Origin of the sequence: Methylomonas koyamae, from assembly GCF_001644025.1 — a bacterium.
GTDB classification, from domain to species: Bacteria; Pseudomonadota; Gammaproteobacteria; order Methylococcales; family Methylomonadaceae; genus Methylomonas; species Methylomonas koyamae_A.
Genome location: NZ_LUUK01000177.1, coordinates 111,441 through 127,353, shown reverse-complemented (window position 1 = coordinate 127,353; position 15,913 = coordinate 111,441). Strand labels below are relative to the sequence as shown.

The 15,913-nt window shown below is 55.9% G+C and carries 18 protein-coding genes; 16 read left to right on the top strand and 2 right to left on the bottom strand.

Annotated features, from left to right (window positions below):
* Position 1 precedes the first annotated feature (1 nt).
* The 5 genes from arsS to A1355_RS14845 are packed head-to-tail and all read left to right on the top strand — an operon-like array spanning position 2 to position 5,245.
* Positions 2-976 carry an arsenosugar biosynthesis radical SAM (seleno)protein ArsS gene (gene arsS, locus A1355_RS14865; protein ID WP_064029495.1) on the top strand — a complete coding sequence of 325 codons (975 nt, stop codon included), beginning with the start codon at positions 2-4 and terminating at the stop codon, positions 974-976.
* Positions 973-3,123, top strand: coding sequence for an FAD-dependent oxidoreductase (locus tag A1355_RS14860; protein ID WP_064029493.1), 2,151 nt, complete (start codon positions 973-975; stop codon positions 3,121-3,123). The genes arsS and A1355_RS14860 overlap by 4 nt, the downstream gene beginning before the upstream one ends.
* A gap of 17 nt (positions 3,124-3,140) precedes the next feature.
* Positions 3,141-3,824 (top strand): TIGR04283 family arsenosugar biosynthesis glycosyltransferase, encoded by a 684-nt coding sequence (locus tag A1355_RS14855; RefSeq protein ID WP_064029491.1) that lies wholly within the window; start codon positions 3,141-3,143, stop codon positions 3,822-3,824.
* A complete protein-coding gene (locus A1355_RS14850) occupies positions 3,821-4,615 on the top strand; it encodes a sterol desaturase family protein (RefSeq protein WP_419866217.1) in 795 nt (264 codons plus the stop codon). The genes A1355_RS14855 and A1355_RS14850 overlap by 4 nt, the downstream gene beginning before the upstream one ends.
* 3 nt (positions 4,616-4,618) lie before the next feature.
* Entirely contained in the window at positions 4,619-5,245 is a 627-nt protein-coding gene (locus tag A1355_RS14845) for a TIGR04282 family arsenosugar biosynthesis glycosyltransferase (protein WP_064029486.1), read from the top strand.
* Positions 5,246-5,357: 112 nt separating this feature from the next.
* Here A1355_RS14845 and A1355_RS14840 read toward each other — a convergent pair whose 3' ends face one another.
* Entirely contained in the window at positions 5,358-5,939 is a 582-nt protein-coding gene (locus A1355_RS14840; protein WP_064029484.1) for a carboxymuconolactone decarboxylase family protein, read from the bottom strand.
* A 138-nt stretch (positions 5,940-6,077) separates the two neighbouring features.
* Here A1355_RS14840 and A1355_RS14835 point away from each other — a divergent pair, with 138 nt between their 5' ends.
* Positions 6,078-6,953, top strand: a complete 876-nt coding sequence (locus A1355_RS14835) for a helix-turn-helix transcriptional regulator (RefSeq protein ID WP_064029482.1) — start codon at positions 6,078-6,080, stop codon at positions 6,951-6,953.
* Between the two features lie 10 nt (positions 6,954-6,963).
* Here the strand turns inward: A1355_RS14835 and A1355_RS14830 are convergent, their stop codons facing one another.
* On the bottom strand, positions 6,964-7,863 hold the full coding sequence (locus tag A1355_RS14830; RefSeq protein ID WP_064029586.1) for a LysR family transcriptional regulator: 900 nt from the start codon (positions 7,861-7,863) through the stop codon (positions 6,964-6,966).
* 136 nt (positions 7,864-7,999) lie between these two features.
* Between A1355_RS14830 and A1355_RS14825 the strand changes: the two genes are divergently transcribed.
* The 10 genes from A1355_RS14825 to A1355_RS14780 all read left to right on the top strand — a co-directional run bounded on the left by A1355_RS14825 (position 8,000) and on the right by A1355_RS14780 (position 15,911).
* Entirely contained in the window at positions 8,000-8,545 is a 546-nt protein-coding gene (locus tag A1355_RS14825) for a carboxymuconolactone decarboxylase family protein (protein WP_064029480.1), read from the top strand.
* A gap of 147 nt (positions 8,546-8,692) precedes the next feature.
* Complete coding sequence (locus A1355_RS14820) at positions 8,693-9,982, top strand: pyridoxamine 5'-phosphate oxidase family protein (RefSeq protein ID WP_064029477.1); 1,290 nt, start codon at positions 8,693-8,695, stop codon at positions 9,980-9,982.
* Between the two features lie 15 nt (positions 9,983-9,997).
* Entirely contained in the window at positions 9,998-10,603 is a 606-nt protein-coding gene (locus A1355_RS14815; RefSeq protein WP_064029475.1) for a glutathione S-transferase family protein, read from the top strand.
* Between the two features lie 31 nt (positions 10,604-10,634).
* Positions 10,635-11,108, top strand: a complete 474-nt coding sequence (locus A1355_RS14810) for a DUF1348 family protein (protein WP_064029473.1) — start codon at positions 10,635-10,637, stop codon at positions 11,106-11,108.
* Between the two features lie 196 nt (positions 11,109-11,304).
* Entirely contained in the window at positions 11,305-11,586 is a 282-nt protein-coding gene (gene traL, locus A1355_RS14805; protein ID WP_064028648.1) for a type IV conjugative transfer system protein TraL, read from the top strand.
* The gene (locus A1355_RS14800) at positions 11,583-12,194 is read left to right on the top strand and encodes a TraE/TraK family type IV conjugative transfer system protein (protein ID WP_064029471.1); all 612 of its coding nucleotides are present in this window, start codon (positions 11,583-11,585) and stop codon (positions 12,192-12,194) included. The genes traL and A1355_RS14800 overlap by 4 nt, the downstream gene beginning before the upstream one ends.
* Positions 12,191-13,168 (top strand): TraK domain-containing protein, encoded by a 978-nt coding sequence (locus tag A1355_RS14795; RefSeq protein WP_064029469.1) that lies wholly within the window; start codon positions 12,191-12,193, stop codon positions 13,166-13,168. Before A1355_RS14800 ends, A1355_RS14795 begins: the two co-directional genes overlap by 4 nt.
* Positions 13,168-14,547 carry a TraB/VirB10 family protein gene (locus A1355_RS14790; RefSeq protein ID WP_064029467.1) on the top strand — a complete coding sequence of 460 codons (1,380 nt, stop codon included), beginning with the start codon at positions 13,168-13,170 and terminating at the stop codon, positions 14,545-14,547. Before A1355_RS14795 ends, A1355_RS14790 begins: the two co-directional genes overlap by 1 nt.
* Positions 14,548-14,574: 27 nt before the next feature.
* Positions 14,575-15,399, top strand: a complete 825-nt coding sequence (locus A1355_RS14785; protein ID WP_064029464.1) for a DsbC family protein — start codon at positions 14,575-14,577, stop codon at positions 15,397-15,399.
* 5 nt (positions 15,400-15,404) lie between these two features.
* A complete protein-coding gene (locus A1355_RS14780; protein ID WP_157197902.1) occupies positions 15,405-15,911 on the top strand; it encodes a TraV family lipoprotein in 507 nt (168 codons plus the stop codon).
* The last annotated feature ends 2 nt before the right edge of the window (positions 15,912-15,913 follow it).

The following is a 15,913-nucleotide window of genomic DNA, read 5'->3' as shown; positions in this document are numbered from 1 at the left end:
TATGCGAGACAGCAAACCGTTTTTACTGCACAGCGACTTTCCCGAAATTGTTCGGCAGCCACTCCAGACCCTGCAAGTCAACCTGGGTTATTTGTGCAACTTGAGTTGCGTACACTGCCATGTCAATGCCGGCCCCAAGCGGACGGAGCTGATGAGCCATGACGTCATCGAACAAGTCCTGGCGTTGGCGGATGCGAACAATGTTCAGACGCTGGACTTGACCGGGGGCGCGCCGGAGATGCATCCGGAATTTCGTTATTTGGTGCGCGCGGCGCGCGACTGCGGTATGACTGTGATCGATCGCTGCAACCTGACCATCCTGGAAGCCGAAGGCTACCAGGACATGGCCAAATTTTTAGCCGGACAACAGGTCGAAATCATCGCCTCCCTGCCGTGTTATCTGGAAGACAATGTCGACAAACAGCGCGGCAAAGGCGTATTCCGGGACAGTCTGGCGGCGCTGAAACGCCTGAACCGGCTGGGTTACGGCCAAGCGGACAGCGACTTGGCGCTGCATTTGGTGTTCAATCCACAGGACGCGGGTTTGCCGCCCGACCAGCAAACACTGGAGCACGCGTACAAGCAGCATTTGCAAAGCCACTACGGCATCGTCTTCAACCGCCTGTATGCCATCGCCAACATGCCGATCCAGCGCTTCGGCAGCCAGCTGCTGAGCCAGGGACGCCTCGAAGCCTATATGACCCTGTTGAAAAACAGTTTTCAGCCCGGCAATCTGGACAACCTGATGTGTCTTTCCACCTTGAGCATCGACTGGCAAGGCTACGTCTACGACTGCGATTTCAACCAAATGCTGGATCTGCCGCTCGGTGCCGTCGAGAAGCCGAAAGTCCACATTCGCGACTTGCCGGGCATCGATTTGCACCAAGGCCGCATCGCCACCGCCGCCCACTGTTACGGCTGCACGGCCAGCCAGGGCAGCAGTTGCGGCGGCGCATTGATGGGAAGCTCACCATGAAAAGCGGTAAGCTGGTTTTAGGTGCGACTCTAGCACTTTGCATTACCCTGTTTTTTAGCCTGGACCTGCATCACCTGCTGACGCTGGAAAGCCTCAAGGCCCAGCAAGCCGCCATCGAGCAGTATCGGCAAAACCAGCCGCTGCTGGCTTATACCTTGTACGGCTTGCTATACATCGCGGTGACTGGCTTGTCGCTACCGGGCGCGGCGGTACTGACCTTGGCGGGCGGGGCGGTTTTCGGCTTGTTCTGGAGCACATTGTTGGTGTCGTTCGCCTCCAGCATCGGCGCGACGCTGGCTTTTTTGGCCGCGCGGTTTTTACTGCGCGATTGGGTCAGAGCGCGGTTCGGCCAGCGATTACAGGCCATCGAAGCCGGTCTGCAGCGCGATGGCGCCTATTATCTGTTTACCCTGCGCTTGGTACCGTTGTTTCCGTTTTTCATAATCAATCTGGCCATGGGATTGACGCCGATGAAAACCTGGACCTTCTATTGGATCAGCCAAATCGGCATGCTGGCCGGCACCGTGGTGTATGTCAATGCCGGCACCCAACTCGGCAAAATCGATTCACTGTCCGGGATATTGTCGCCGGGGCTGCTGGCTTCGTTTGCTTTGCTGGGGGTATTTCCGCTGTTGGCCAAAAAACTGTTGGCGTTCATGCAAGGCCGCAAGGTTTATAAGGGTTGGCGCAAACCAAAGCAGTTCGACAACAACCTGATCGTGATCGGCGCCGGCGCCGGCGGTCTGGTGAGTGCCTATATCGCCGCCGCCGTGAAAGCCAAAGTCACGTTGATCGAAAAGCACAAGATGGGCGGTGATTGCCTGAACACCGGCTGCGTGCCGTCCAAGGCCTTGATTCGCTCGGCCAAGCTTCTATCGCACATCCAACGCGCGCCGGAATTCGGCATTGCCAAAGCGTCCGCCGATTTCGATTTTGCCGAGGTGATGGAACGGGTGCAGCGAGTGATCAAAACGGTTGAACCACACGATTCGGTGGAGCGTTACACGGAACTGGGCGTCGAGGTGATCCAGGGCAGCGCCAGAATCGTTTCGCCTTGGGAAGTCGAAGTTAGTACGGAATATGGCGTCAAAACGCTGTCCACGCGATCGATCGTGATTGCCGCAGGCGCTCAGCCGTTCGTGCCACCGATTCCCGGCATCGAGCAAATCGACTATCTGACCTCGGACAGCGTCTGGCAGATGCGCGAACAGCCCAAACGCTTGCTGGTACTGGGCGGCGGGCCGATCGGTTGCGAATTGACGCAAACCTTCGCCCGCCTGGGCAGCCAGGTCACGCAGGTGGAAATGGCGCCGCGTATCATGGCGCGGGAAGATAGTGAGGTATCCGGGCTGGTACAAGCGCGGTTTCGTCGGGAAGGCGTGGACGTGCGAGTCAACCATACCGCCAAGGCATTCATCGTCGAAAACGGCGAAAAGGTTTTGTTGGCCGAGCACGACGGGCAAACGGTCAAAATTGCCTTCGACAAAGTACTGGTGGCCATCGGCCGCGCCGCCAACATCAAAGGCTACGGTGTCGAGGAATTGGGCATTGCCTTGTCGCCGCGCATCACGCTGGACACCAACCCATTTCAGCAAACCAATTACCCCAACATTTTCGCCGTGGGCGACGTGGCCGGCCCTTATCAGTTTACCCACACCGCCGCGCATCAGGCCTGGTATGCGGCGGTCAACGCCTTGTTCGGCCAGTTCAAGAAATTCCGTACCGATTATTCAGTGATTCCCTGGTCGACCTTCACCGACCCGGAAGTGGCCCGCGTAGGCCTCAACGAACAGGATGCGCAAGCCCAGAATATCGCTTACGAAGTCTCTACCTACGGCATCGACGACCTGGACCGGGCAATTGCCGACGGCGAGGCACACGGTTTCGTCAAAGTGCTGACCGTGCCCGGCAAGGATAAAATTCTGGGCGTCACCATTGCCGGCGAACATGCCGGCGACTTAATCGCCGAGTTCGTGCTGGCGATGAAACACGGTATCGGCTTGAATAAAATCCTCGGCACCATTCACATCTATCCCACCCTGGCTGAAGCCAATAAATATGTAGCGGGTGTCTGGAAGCGCAATCACGCGCCCCAGCGCGTACTGGAATGGCTGGGCCGTTATCACGCTTGGCGGCGCAACGCTTGAGAGATAAGTTTCAAAACATGACTTACCAAATTAGTCTCATCATCCCGGTACTCAACGAAGCCGGACATCTCGCCGGCAAACTACGGGCTTTGCAGGTACTTCGTGACCGTTGCCAACTTGTGCTAGTCGACGGCGGCAGTCATGATGACAGCCCGGAGATTGCGAAATCTCTGGTCGATAAGATCATACTCGCTGCTCGCGGTCGGGCCATACAAATGAATGCCGGCGCTTTGCAAGCTGATGCGGAGATTCTGCTGTTTTTACATGCCGATACCCGATTGCCGGATAATGTGATTGATTTGATCAGCCAGGCCGTAACCGAAGGTTTCCACTGGGGGCGTTTCGATGTGGCATTCGACAATCCCAAGCCCATCTTCAAATTGATAGCCTTTATGATGAATCAGCGCTCGCGGCTGAATGGCATTGCCACCGGTGACCAAGCGTTGTTCATGACCCGACCGGCATTTGCAGCGGTGGGCGGCTTTCCGGCGATTGCGTTGATAGAAGATATAGCCATCAGCAGCAAGCTGAAAAAACACGGTAAACCCTGTTGTTTAAAGGCCAAAGTGCTGACTTCGGCACGACGCTGGCAACAACACGGCATATGCAAAACCATCCTGCTGATGTGGTGGCTACGCTTGGCGTATTTTTTCGGTGCCGATCCCGATGATCTGGCCGTGCGGTATTACGGGAGACGATGATGGAAGTCATGCTGCGCTTTGGCGTGTTTATCGGCATTTTGTTGTTGATGGCGATTTGGGAAGCGCTAAGTCCTACCCGGCATTTGAGCCTCCCGCGCAGCCAGCGCTGGGCTATCAATCTCGGTTTGGCGGCATTGAATGTCGGTGTGATGCGCATCAGCATCGGCGCGGCGGCCTGGTTGGGTGCGAACTGGGCAGTGGAACAACAGCTTGGCCTGTTCAACAACCTGCCCGTAGCCGATTGGCTGAACATTTCGCTCAGCCTGCTTTTATTGGATTTGGCGATTTACGCACAGCATGTCGCGGCCCATCGTTGGCAATGGTTCTGGCGTCTGCATCAGGTGCATCACAGCGACCTTGATTTCGACACCACCACTGCGGTGCGTTTTCATCCCTTAGAGATCATGCTGTCCATGGCTTACAAAGTGTTGCTAGTGGTTGCACTCGGCGCCGATCCGACGGCCGTGATTGCGTTCGAAATCATTCTGAATGGCTGCGCGCTGTTCAATCACGGCAATGTCAGCCTGCCGCCGCTTTTGGAACGGATACTGCGTTATCTATTGGTCACGCCGGACATGCACCGGATTCATCATTCCGCCCGGCAGGCAGAAACGGATAGTAACTACGGTTTCTCTTTATCGTGCTGGGATCGTCTGTTCCAGACCTACTGCCATCAATCACAGCAACCACAAACCGAGATAGCTATTGGCTTGAACGGGTTCCGAGACCGACAAGAGTTGGCTTTCTTTCAGTTATTAGCCATGCCGTTTCGACCCTTGCGCAAGCGCTGACCCATGGTTTATCCATTTGCCGACAGCGTACTGCTGATTTTTTGCAAAGCGCCGATTCCCGGTCAGGTCAAAACCCGGTTGCAACCGGCATTGACTGCGGAACAAGCCGCGCAAGCCCATCGGCAGCTAACCACTATGACGCTAGATCGGGCCTTTCGCCAGCCATTGTGTCCGGTCGAACTGCATTGCGCACCGGATACCAGCCATGACTTTTTTCAGGATTGCGCGCACCGCTATCCGCTTACCCTAAAGTCACAGCAGGGCGACGATTTGGGCGAACGCATGCAGCACGCCTTCGATGATGCCTTGGGCCGATACCAACACGCCGTGTTGATGGGCTGCGACTGCCCCAGTCTTAGCGTCGATGATTTATATCAAGCATTGGTAAAGTTACACGCAGAGCATGACGCAGTCATCGCACCGGCCGACGATGGCGGTTACGTCATGATCGGCTTAAACGAGTTAAAACCGAGACTGTTTAGCGACATGACCTGGGGGCATGACCAGGTTATGTCGGTCACCCGCCGCCGAGCCAACGCCTTGGACTTGAAGGTTTACGAACTGGATAGTCAATGGGACGTGGATACCTATCAGGACTGGCTGCGCCATTTACAGTTGGCAAACGGCTAACTCGAAAGGTAAGCCCCAAAGCGCTCTTTCGCTGTTTACGCATACAAAAAAGCCAAAATGCACCAATTACAAGGAACTGGCGCATCTGGTCTACGGTGAAGCAATTAAACCATTAAGCACATTTTGCGCTGCTGGATTGCGCCGGTTCAGCCCATGCTTCGGCCTGGAATGCGGTATCCAGCGGGGTATCGATAATATGGTTGGTGTAGTTGCTCAAGGTTTTGAACGCCACGCCCAGCAACACTTCCAATACCTGCACCCGGCTATAGCCTGCCGTGATGAATTTGTCGAGGGTTTGGCCACAAACCGCGCCGCGGTTTTTCACCACCGCGCGGGTAAAGCTGGCCAGAGCGTCCATTTTGGCATCCGATAGCGGTTTGCCGTTGCGCAGGGCTTCGACGATCGCCGGATCGGCCTTGACCATGTGTTTGGCAATCATCGAATGCGCGGCGACACAGTAAGTGCAATGATTTTCGACGCTGACGGCCAGCAAAATGACTTGCCGTTCGGTCGGGCTAAACGATATCTGATCGAACAAGGCCGTCAAATCGATGTAGGCTTTCAGAGCCGCCGGCGCTTCTGCCAAACCACCGTGCAAATTGGGCACGAAGCCGTATTTTTTTAATGATCCTTCCAGCAGTGGTTGTGCAATGCCAGGTGCTGTCTGGATAGAATGTATTTTGAATTGGGACATGCTGTCTCTCCTTTAATTTAAAACATGAGGTGTATTGCCGATGCAAAATCGTTTCGACGGCAATAGGTTAAGAAAAACCACCGCTTCATCCCATGCGAGCACTTCCGGCGTGCTTGTCCGATATTCCGGGAGTAAACGATGGATGCCTTGACGCCGTTGATCAATGGCTTGAATCTGCACGCCAAATTGGTTTACTCCGGTGGGGTGTGCGGGCGCTGGTTGATGGACCATAATTCGGAAACCTCGGTCTGGTTTCACTTGATCAGCAAGGGACGCGGCTTTGTCCACTCGCCGCGCTGGCCTGAGCCATTGCCGCTGGATACCGGCGATTTGATTCTGTTTTTGCCGCATGCCGCGCGGCATTTTTTGTCGTACAGCGCCGAGGATTTACCGGATAACGATTGCGACACCCGAATGGCCCCGTGGGCTGAAGGTGACGTGGGTTTCGTCTGCGGAGAAATTCAACTGGCCGCACCAAAATCCCTGTTATGGCAGGCGCTGCCGGCCGAAATTGTGATCCGGCAACGCCAAGCCGGAACGATCCTGACGCGATTGCTAGAATTGGTGATTGGCGAAACCTCGGCGCCGCGTTTCGGCAGCGAATCGGTCATCGAGCGCTTATGCGATAGTTTGTTCGTATTGGCGATTCGTCATTGCATCGAGCAAGATTTGGTACGCGAGGGCGTGTTTGCCGCCATGCAGGACAAACGCCTGGCCAATGCTCTGACCCTGATCCATGAGTCCCCATGGCAAGCGTGGACGCTCAGCGAACTTTGCGCCAAGGCCGGCGTTTCCAAGTCGGTGTTGTCGGAAAAATTTGCTGCCTTGATCGGCCATTCGCCCATCGAATATCTGACACTATGGCGCTTGCAAATCGCTGCTCACTGGTTAATGGAGCCGAATATGACCGTGGAGCGCGTAGCGGAACGAAGCGGTTACGAGTCGGTGCCGGCGTTCAGCAAGGCCTTCAAACGCCATTTTGGGGTATCGCCCGGAACGTTCCGGAAAAGTTAACAACCGTTCGTCAATTCAAGGCCAATTCTGCCCGCAGCCTTTCAGCCATTAAATCGACGAACGAACGGATTTTCGCAGACGAGTGACGGCCTTCGCGGTGCAGGATATGCACAGGGACCGGCGGGCTTTCGAATTCGCCGAGCACGATTTTTAGTTGGCCGGTCCGTAGCGGCTCAGCGATTTGATAATTCAGCAGACGGGTGATGCCCAATCCGGCTATGGCGGCGCTGGCCGCCGAGTCGTTGTCGCTGACGCTCAATAGCGGTTGCAATTTGACCGCCTGTACCTGTCCATCGTATTGAAAGCGCATTTCATTGTTCGGATTCAGGCCGCGGGCGAGGATGATTTGGTGCTTTAGTAAATCGCCCGGTGTCTGCGGGATACCGTGTTCGGCCAGATAATCCTGCGAGGCACACAATACCCGTCGCACCGAACCAACCCGCAGCGAACGGTACGACGAATCGGGCAAATCGGCGATGCGAATCGCCGCATCCACGCCTTCTTCCAACATGTTGACCACCCGGTCGACGAACAACGCATTGACTTCCACCACCGGGTAGCGGCGTAAGTACTCGACAATGCCCGGCATGATGAACAAGCGCCCGAACAATACCGAGGCTGTCACCGTGAGTTGGCCGCGCGGTTCGGCGTTGATGCCGAGCGCCGCGTCGTCGGCTTCATCGGCCAAAGCAATGATACGTTTGGCGTCGTCGTAATACTTCTGGCCGGCCTCGGTCATCCGCACATAGCGGGTGGTGCGGTTCAGCAACTTAACACCCAGGCGCTCCTCCAAGGCAGCTACCGCCCGCGTTACGGCCGGAGGCGACATGTGTAATTTGCGCGCGCCGCCGGCAAAGCCTTCGGCTTCGACCACCGCCACATACACGCTCATCAAATGTAATCTGTCCACTTGTAATTCCACTGATCGGAATAGTTAATTGAATATTTTAGGTATTCTTTATTTTTTCGCAATAGATCACACTGTACCCGCCTGTTGAATTTCATTCAGGCAAACGAAAACCCATTTCATTTTTTGGAGAAATATCATGAGCCGTATTACCAGCGTCAGCAACGAAACCGCCAACATCGAACAACGTGCCCTGTTTGAAGCCATCCAGGACCAACTGGGTATGGTGCCTAACTTCTTACGTGTATTCGCCCACTCGCCGGATGCCTTGAAGGCCTTCCTCGGTTTGCATCACATCGCCAACCATGGCTCGCTGGACGCTACTACCCGTGAGCGCATCGCGCTGGCACTGGCACAACAGAACCAATGCGAATACTGCCTTTCGGCCCATACCGCCATCGGCCGCAAAGCCGGCTTGAACGGGGCGGAAATCGAGGCCAATCGGGCCGGTACCAGCCAGGATGCCAAGGCGGCGGTGGCGGTCAAATTCGCCCGCGCCCTGGTCGAGCACAAAGGCGAGGTGACCAATACCGAATTACAGGCTATGCATGAAGCCGGCTTTAACGAGGCTGACATCGTCGAGGTGATCACGCATGTCGGCATGAATATCCTGACCAATATCTTGGGCAAAGCCAGCCGGGTTGACATTGATTTCCCTAAAGTCGCGTTAAAACAAGCCGCCTAAATCCTAACCGGGCAAAGTGCAAGGATAGCGTTTGGCCCGGTTTATTCTGCTAAATGGAATAAGGTATTACCAATAATGACTATTCAATACGATGGATGATTGTGCCAGAGTAGCCGTCAACATTTCACCCCGTCCGGAGTAAAGACCATGGCCCGTGCGTTTGCCAAGATCAGCTTCACCCCCGACGTCCAAGCGGTACAAGCCGAAATGGGTAGTCGCACGGCTTACCGGGCGGCCGAACTCGGCGATATCGAAACAGTCGCGCTGAGTGAGTTCGAGCAAGCCTTCATCGCCGAACGCGACAGCTTTTATCAAGCCACCGTGAGCCAATCCGGTTGGCCCTATGTGCAGCATCGCGGCGGGCCGGCGGGATTCTTGAAAGTGTTGGATGAACAAACTATCGGATACGCCGATTTTAGCGGCAACCGCCAATACCTTTCGGTCGGCAATTTACGCGGCGACGACCGGATCAGCTTACTGTTGATGGACTATCCAGGCCGACAACGCTTGAAAATCTGGGGCCGGGCGCGGGTGGTGAACGAACGTAGTGAACCGGAACTGCTGGCCAAGCTGGAGTTGCCCGACTTTCGCGCCCCAGTCGAGCGTGGCATCGTCATTCGGGTCGAAGCCTTCGACTGGAATTGTCCCAAGTACATCACGTCGCGCTACAGCCAACACGAAGTCGAAGCGCTATTGGCCCAATCTCGGCAGCAGCAACAAACTGCCCCGGTAGCACCGCAAACACCCGTAGCTTTGGGAAATGGTGTGTTGCCCTTGACCATCGGAGGGATCCGGCAATTGACGCCACGGATTCGCGCTTACGAATTGCGCCATGCCGACGGCGAACGGTTGCCCACTTACCAAGCCGGCGCACATTTGCGCGTGCCGATCGCGCTGCCCGACGGCACGATCACCAGCCGTACTTATTCACTGACCGACGCACCGGACAATCAGGATTGCTACCGCATAGCGGTGCTGCGAGTGGAGAACGGCGAAGGCGGATCATTGGCATTGCACGGCGGCTGGCAGATCGGCGCCCGCCTCAACGTCGATGGGCCGGACAATTATTTCCCGCTGCACGAAGACGAGCGCCCGGCGCTATTGATCGCCGGCGGCATCGGCATCACCCCCATCAAAGCCATGGCCGAAACCTTGGCCGCACGGGGTACGGCATTTCAACTGCATTACACTGGGCGTGCGCCGCAGGAAATGGCTTTTATCAAAGAATTCCAACGGCAGTTTCCCGAGCATTGCCGGTTTTATTTCAGCCGAGCGCCAAACCCGACCCGGTTGGACGTTCCAGGCTTACTGGGTAAGGCAACGGCCGATACCGTCATCTATGTCTGTGGCCCAACCCGCCTGATCGACAGCGTACGCCAAACCGCCCGCCAGCTCGGTATGGCCGATGAACGGGTGCAATTTGAAAGTTTCATTTAACCGAAGGAGTCCAGCATGATCACCCTGTACGACATGTCTCTATCCGGCAACTGCCATAAAGTCCGCTTATTGTTAAGCTTGCTGGGGTTGCCCTACCAAACCCAAGCCGTGGATTTGCGCTGCGGCGAGCAGCGCAGCCCGGACTATTTACAACGTAACCCGTTCGCCCAGGTGCCGGTGCTGGATGACGACGGCCTGATCATTCGCGACAGCCAGGCCATTTTGGTGCATCTGGCCAAACGCTATGGTTGCGAAAAATGGTGGCCGGACGATGCCTATCAGCTCGCACAAATCGCCGCCTGGCTATCGACCGCCGCCAATGAAATCTTCCACGGTCCTGCCAAACTGCGGGTACACCACAAATTCGGTAGTCCTATCGATACGGTAGCGGCCGGGCAAACCACCGACAAAGTGCTGGGCATTATCGACCGCCATCTGCAAAATCAAGACTGGCTGGTCGGTGACTCAGTTTCCATCGCCGATATTGCTGTATACCCCTATTTGGCGCTGGCGCCGGAAGGCAGTTTGGACATCGGTGCCTTCCCCAACATCATCGCCTGGTTCCAACGCATTCGCGCATTGCCTGGTTATGTTGCTATGCCGGGCATGTGGCAAGCTTAAATCAATCACCCTTTCATCACGGAGAAACATCATGACCCAAGAAATCAAAGCCCCCGTCCCACCCTTCACCGCCGAAACCGCCGCGCAAAAAGTCCGCATTGCCGAAGACGCCTGGAACTCGCGCGACCCGGACCGCGTCGCCCTGGTCTATACCGAAGACACCCTTTGGCGCAATCGCGCCGAATTTCCGCAGGGCCGCGAACAAGTCCGCGAATTTTTGCAACGCAAATGGGCCAGGGAACTGGATTACCGTTTGATCAAGGAATTATGGGCGTTTACCGACAACCGCATCGCCGTGCGCTTTGCCTACGAATGGCACGACGATTCCGGCCAGTGGTTCCGCAGTTACGGCAACGAGAACTGGGAATTCAACCCGCAAGGCTTCATGCAGCGCCGTTTTGCCAGCATCAACGATTTGCCGATCAAGGCAGAACAGCGCTTGTTCCACTGGCAGTTGGGCCGCCGTCCCGACGATCATGCCAGTTTGAGCGATCTGAGGTTGTAAATGGCCGATTGACGGTGCGGTTGAAGCAAGTTTAGCCTCCTAGAGTTCTGCATCCGCGATCAAACTGAGGGGCGATAAAGTTTAGAACTCTCAACCGGCCGTCAATTTTTAAAGCTGAGCGCAAATTCGTCGTCAGCTGCAAAAGCCCTTCTCAAATTCCCCTTCACAATAATGACCATCCCAACTGGAGGTCATTATGGAACCCGTTGCCATTCCCCAATCGATCGACGATCCGATCCACATTTTGCTGTGGAGCGCGGACGAGATCGTGCCTTTCATGGTCAGCATGCTCACCGGTATGTTGATCGATCAGTTCATTCCCGGTTTGGCGCTTGGCTTCATCGCGGTCAAGTTTTACCGACGTTTTCGCGACAACCGGCCTGATGGCTACACCTTGCATGCGCTGTACTGGCTGGGCCTGTTGCCCAGTCGCGCACAGACCATTCCCAATCCCTACATCCGCCGGTTTCTGCCATGAGATGGTCGGATTTTCTGCAAACCTGGGATGGGCACGAGACCGAGAACCGGTTTAGCCGCGTCATCATTATTGGATTGCTGGTCGTTTGCGTAATCACCTCGCTGGCTGCCTGGCGCACCGAACGCAGCATCATTCTGGTGCCACCGAGCTTGACGCAGGAAGTCGAAGTCACGCGCAGCCAAGCTTCCAGCGAGTTCAAAGAGTCTTGGGGCTTATTCCTGGCTGAACTCCTCGGCAACACCACGCCGGCCAATGCCGACTTTCTGAAAACCGCGGTTGAACCGTTGTTGGCGCCGGATATTTACCGCAGTGTCTTGGATGCCATGAGCGATCAAATCAAGGCCATCAAAATGGACCGGGTCGCGATCAGTTTCACCCCGCGTCATGTCGATTACGAAGCCGAGACTAACAAAGTCTTCGTCAGCGGCGAATTGAAAAGCCAAGGCCCCAGTTCCAAACCCGACATCAAACCCCGTACCTACGAATTCATTTTCGCCATCAAAAACTATCGGCCACGGCTGGAATACATCGACGTGTATCCGGACTCTCCCAGAACCCTGGCCCGCTTGAAAGCCCGCCAAGGCCAACCGCATGAGGCTCAACCATGAAACGATTGTTGCACCCTTGGTTATTACTTTCGCTCGCCAACGGCGCTTGGGCCGGCGATGATTTGCCGGTAACCGTATTACCACCGGTCACCACCGTAGCCGAAGAGTCGTCCTCATCCCCATCACAGCCGGCTGTCTCGTCGCAGCCCGATTTTGGCATCGAGTTACCACCGGTTGATGCCAGTGTTTTGAAAGCCGCCAAACAACAAGCGGCGGCGTCAAACTCAGCATCAGCCACTTCAATCGGTCCCCAGCACATCGCGGTCAAACCCGGCATCAACGAACTGATGCCCATTGCAGTCGGCCATTTGAATCGCCTGGTCACGCCCTTCGAACATCCGGTGGTCACGACCACCAGCCAAGCCACCACCAGTACCAAAGGCAAAATAGTCTATGTCGCCACGGCCGACGAAACGCCGGTCACGTTATACATCACGCCAGGTGATAACCAGGACATTGCCTTGTCGCTCACCCTGATCCCCAAACGGATCCCCGCACGGGAAATCCATCTTGATTTGGATAAGGACAGCTATCAGTTGCTGAATCAATGGCAACGCACCGATAGTGCGAGTCGCTCCTCCAACCAGCAGGAACAAGCTTACATCAACCAACTGAAAGCGCTGTTTCGGGATTTGGGTTTGCAAAAGACCCCGGCCGGTTATTCACTACGCGAACCGAAGTCCCAGGAGCAAATTCGCTGCCTGCAAGACCGCGTGCAGATTAAAACCGGACAAGTTCTGGAAAGCCAGGACAGGCTGATTCTGGTGGGACTAGCCAAAAATACCGGCGGCGACATGCTCGAGTTCGACGAACGCAGTTGCGCGACCACCCAACAGGACGTACTCGCCGTCTCGGTCTGGCCCAACGTGGTGCTGAAACCGCAGGAAGCCACTGAACTGTATGTCGTGGTCCGCCAATTACCTGAGGCGTCAGTCAGTTTGCGTCCTTCATTATTAAATGGAGGACAACGGTAATGGCCAACGTCGAGTCCTGGTGGACACGCTTGAGCCCGAGCGCCAAACGTAATTTAGCTGTCGGCGGCATAGGTACCGTGCTGTTGGCCGTCATCATCGCGCTGGCCACCGTCACTCCGGAAGTCAGCAAGCCGCTGAGTAAACAAGCGACCATCCAACATATTCTGACTGATAGCGATCCTCGCTCGCTCGGTATCGACGGCATTTCTGCGCAATTGCGCGACCTGCTGCAGAAGAACGAGGAACAAGCCCGCCGTCTGGCGGCTATCGAGGAACAACAAAAGCGCGAACAGCAATCCGACGAAACGCGTTTCAAACAATGGACCACCGCTGAGCGGGAAGCCTATGAAGCCAAGCTTCAAGCGGTCACCGGTGAAGTTGAGACGTTGAAGAACAAAGCGTCTACAACGGCAGTGGCTGGCAACCCTGGCGACGCCAATCAACCTGCCGTGGAGCCAACGGCACCGGGAAGACCGTCATACCGCCGCCCGAGCAAGTTGCCGTTCGACAACGGGCAAGACGATCTCAATCGCGTGTTCGAGCAAGCCGCTATTCCCGCACCGACTGCTAGCAATACCGGCGTCTCAGGAGCACGAGCCAATAGCCAGGCGCCGGCGGCGATGCAGATTCGGGTTATCCAGGAAGGTACCGACCTCGCCAATGGTAAAGACAAAGACGCAGCCCCGACCAACGCTCACGCCCGGCCGCAGCAAGGCCACGCCAACAGCGACGTCTTCATCCCTGCCGGCAGCATTTTAACCGGTGTGTTGTTGAATGGTCTCGATGCCCCGACCGGCCGCAAAGCCAAGAAAGAACCCATGCCGGTGCTGTTCCGGATCAAGAAGGAAGCCATCTTGCCCAACCGTTTCCATGCCGATGTGCGCGAGTGCTTTCTGCTGGCCGCCGGCTTTGGAGATTTGAGTGCCGAGCGCGCCTATTTTCGCGGCGAGACCTTTTCCTGCGTACGCCAGGACGGTGGCGTAATCGAAGTCCCGATGAATGCCTACGCCACCGGCGAAGACGGTAAAAACGGTGTACGTGGCCGCGTCGTTTCCAAACAAGGCGCGCTACTCGCCCAATCCATGATGGCGGGCTTCCTGCGCGGCTTTTCCGATGCCTTCGGCCGCAATCAGATTCCAATATTGATGACCGGCGGTCTGGGGGCGCTTTCCGGTACTACACCGTTTCAAAGCGCGTTTTCCTCGCAGTCGATGGAAGGCGGTGCGTTAAAAGGCGCCGGTTACGCCATGGAACGCCTGTCACATTTTTACATGGACATGGCCGAAGAGATTTACCCGGTCATCGAAGTCGACGCCACCCGCCAGGTCAACTTCATCGTGCAAAAAGGCACGGCACTGAAGCTGAAGTCGCCGAGCTGATTCTTTAACCCAACTCCAAAGGTCGTTATGACGCTACGCCAAATTTCTTTATTGATAGCCACGCTATTCAGTGCCTCCATGGCCATGGCTGCCAATCCGCAAAAGCAGCCGGTCTCGGACATTGCCGCCGGCTTGCTGTCGATCAAAATCGACGGCATGCAGGACTTGCCGATCTCGGGCCTGAAGATGGTCAAAACCGGCGAACAGACGGTGTTCATTTCCAGCAATGGCCGCTTTGCCTTCTACGGCGGCAAATTGATGGACATCTGGACTCAGCAGGAGATCAAGGAACTGGCGGATATCGACAAAATCGCCAACCGCATCGATCTATCTCGGATGAAACTCAAGGCTGACGATCTCGGCGCCGTGACGGTTGGTCACGGCAAAGGCCAGGTGCTGGTATTCATCGATCCGCGTTGCCCATACTGCGGCAAGGTCATGAAAGACCTGCAAGCCTTGGAAGACCAATACACCTTCAAACTGGTGATGGTCCCCATCCTCGGTCCCGAATCGCAAAACATCGTCGTGCAACTGGCGTGTCAGTTGGGATCCAGCGATACCAAGGCCAAAGACACCGTGCGCGACCGACTATTGAAACAGGATTACGCGGGCTTGCCGACCGAACCACCGGTTCAGTGCAACAAAGAGCCACTGCAAAAGGCCGTGGTCACCGCCAAGTTGTTCGATTTGAAGGGTGTGCCATTTCTGATTGCTCCTGACGGCCGCACGCACAGTGGCGCACCCGAGGTGTTAGCCGATTGGTTGGCCGATAAACCGAAACCGTCGCCCAGTCTGGCAACGACACCCTCTACAAACACCCAAAACGCCAATGCACCGGAGAAACAGCCTTGAAACCCATGCACCCAAATTCCCTGATTTTCATCGGCCTGTTGCTGATGGTGTTAACCACCGGTTGCGCCACCACCGACTACGGCTGTAAAGGCATGCCGGACGAACCCAGCTGTCTGTCGACGACGCAGGCCTACCAGGTGACCAATACGGCGTTGCCGGAAGCCCCTCCGGAAAATAGCCAGAAATCAGAGCCAATCTCAAAACCGGCACTCGCAACACCGTTACAACAACTCGTGCCCAAGATCGAAGATCCCACGCCGATTCGGACGCCATCCCAGGTGATGCGCATCTGGATCGCGCCTTGGGAAGATGCTGAGGGCGATTTGATGGTGTCCAACTACGTCTACACCGAACTGGAACCCCGGCGTTGGATGATCGGCAAGGCGGCACCGACAACCAATTCGTCGTTGATTCCTTTACAAATCGAGCAACGTCCGTCAGAGAAGCGGCCGACCGTCGATACCCCTGAAGATGACAATCCGGCAAACCGATTAGGCAAACAATTGCCCTGATC

Bases quoted from the DNA above. Each gene is read 5' to 3' on its own strand.
- arsS (WP_064029495.1), top strand. From the start codon at position 2: ATGCGAGACAGCAAACCGTTTTTACTGCACAGCGACTTTCCCGAAATT.
- A1355_RS14820 (WP_064029477.1), top strand. From the start codon at position 8,693: ATGGCCCGTGCGTTTGCCAAGATCAGCTTCACCCCCGACGTCCAAGCG.
- A1355_RS14845 (WP_064029486.1), top strand. From the start codon at position 4,619: ATGGTTTATCCATTTGCCGACAGCGTACTGCTGATTTTTTGCAAAGCG.
- A1355_RS14785 (WP_064029464.1), top strand. From the start codon at position 14,575: ATGACGCTACGCCAAATTTCTTTATTGATAGCCACGCTATTCAGTGCC.
- A1355_RS14815 (WP_064029475.1), top strand. From the start codon at position 9,998: ATGATCACCCTGTACGACATGTCTCTATCCGGCAACTGCCATAAAGTC.
- A1355_RS14825 (WP_064029480.1), top strand. From the start codon at position 8,000: ATGAGCCGTATTACCAGCGTCAGCAACGAAACCGCCAACATCGAACAA.
- A1355_RS14840 (WP_064029484.1), bottom strand. From the start codon at position 5,939: ATGTCCCAATTCAAAATACATTCTATCCAGACAGCACCTGGCATTGCA.
- A1355_RS14810 (WP_064029473.1), top strand. From the start codon at position 10,635: ATGACCCAAGAAATCAAAGCCCCCGTCCCACCCTTCACCGCCGAAACC.
- A1355_RS14855 (WP_064029491.1), top strand. From the start codon at position 3,141: ATGACTTACCAAATTAGTCTCATCATCCCGGTACTCAACGAAGCCGGA.
- A1355_RS14780 (WP_157197902.1), top strand. From the start codon at position 15,405: ATGCACCCAAATTCCCTGATTTTCATCGGCCTGTTGCTGATGGTGTTA.
- A1355_RS14835 (WP_064029482.1), top strand. From the start codon at position 6,078: ATGGATGCCTTGACGCCGTTGATCAATGGCTTGAATCTGCACGCCAAA.
- A1355_RS14860 (WP_064029493.1), top strand. From the start codon at position 973: ATGAAAAGCGGTAAGCTGGTTTTAGGTGCGACTCTAGCACTTTGCATT.
- A1355_RS14850 (WP_419866217.1), top strand. From the start codon at position 3,821: ATGATGGAAGTCATGCTGCGCTTTGGCGTGTTTATCGGCATTTTGTTG.
- A1355_RS14800 (WP_064029471.1), top strand. From the start codon at position 11,583: ATGAGATGGTCGGATTTTCTGCAAACCTGGGATGGGCACGAGACCGAG.
- A1355_RS14795 (WP_064029469.1), top strand. From the start codon at position 12,191: ATGAAACGATTGTTGCACCCTTGGTTATTACTTTCGCTCGCCAACGGC.
- A1355_RS14790 (WP_064029467.1), top strand. From the start codon at position 13,168: ATGGCCAACGTCGAGTCCTGGTGGACACGCTTGAGCCCGAGCGCCAAA.
- traL (WP_064028648.1), top strand. From the start codon at position 11,305: ATGGAACCCGTTGCCATTCCCCAATCGATCGACGATCCGATCCACATT.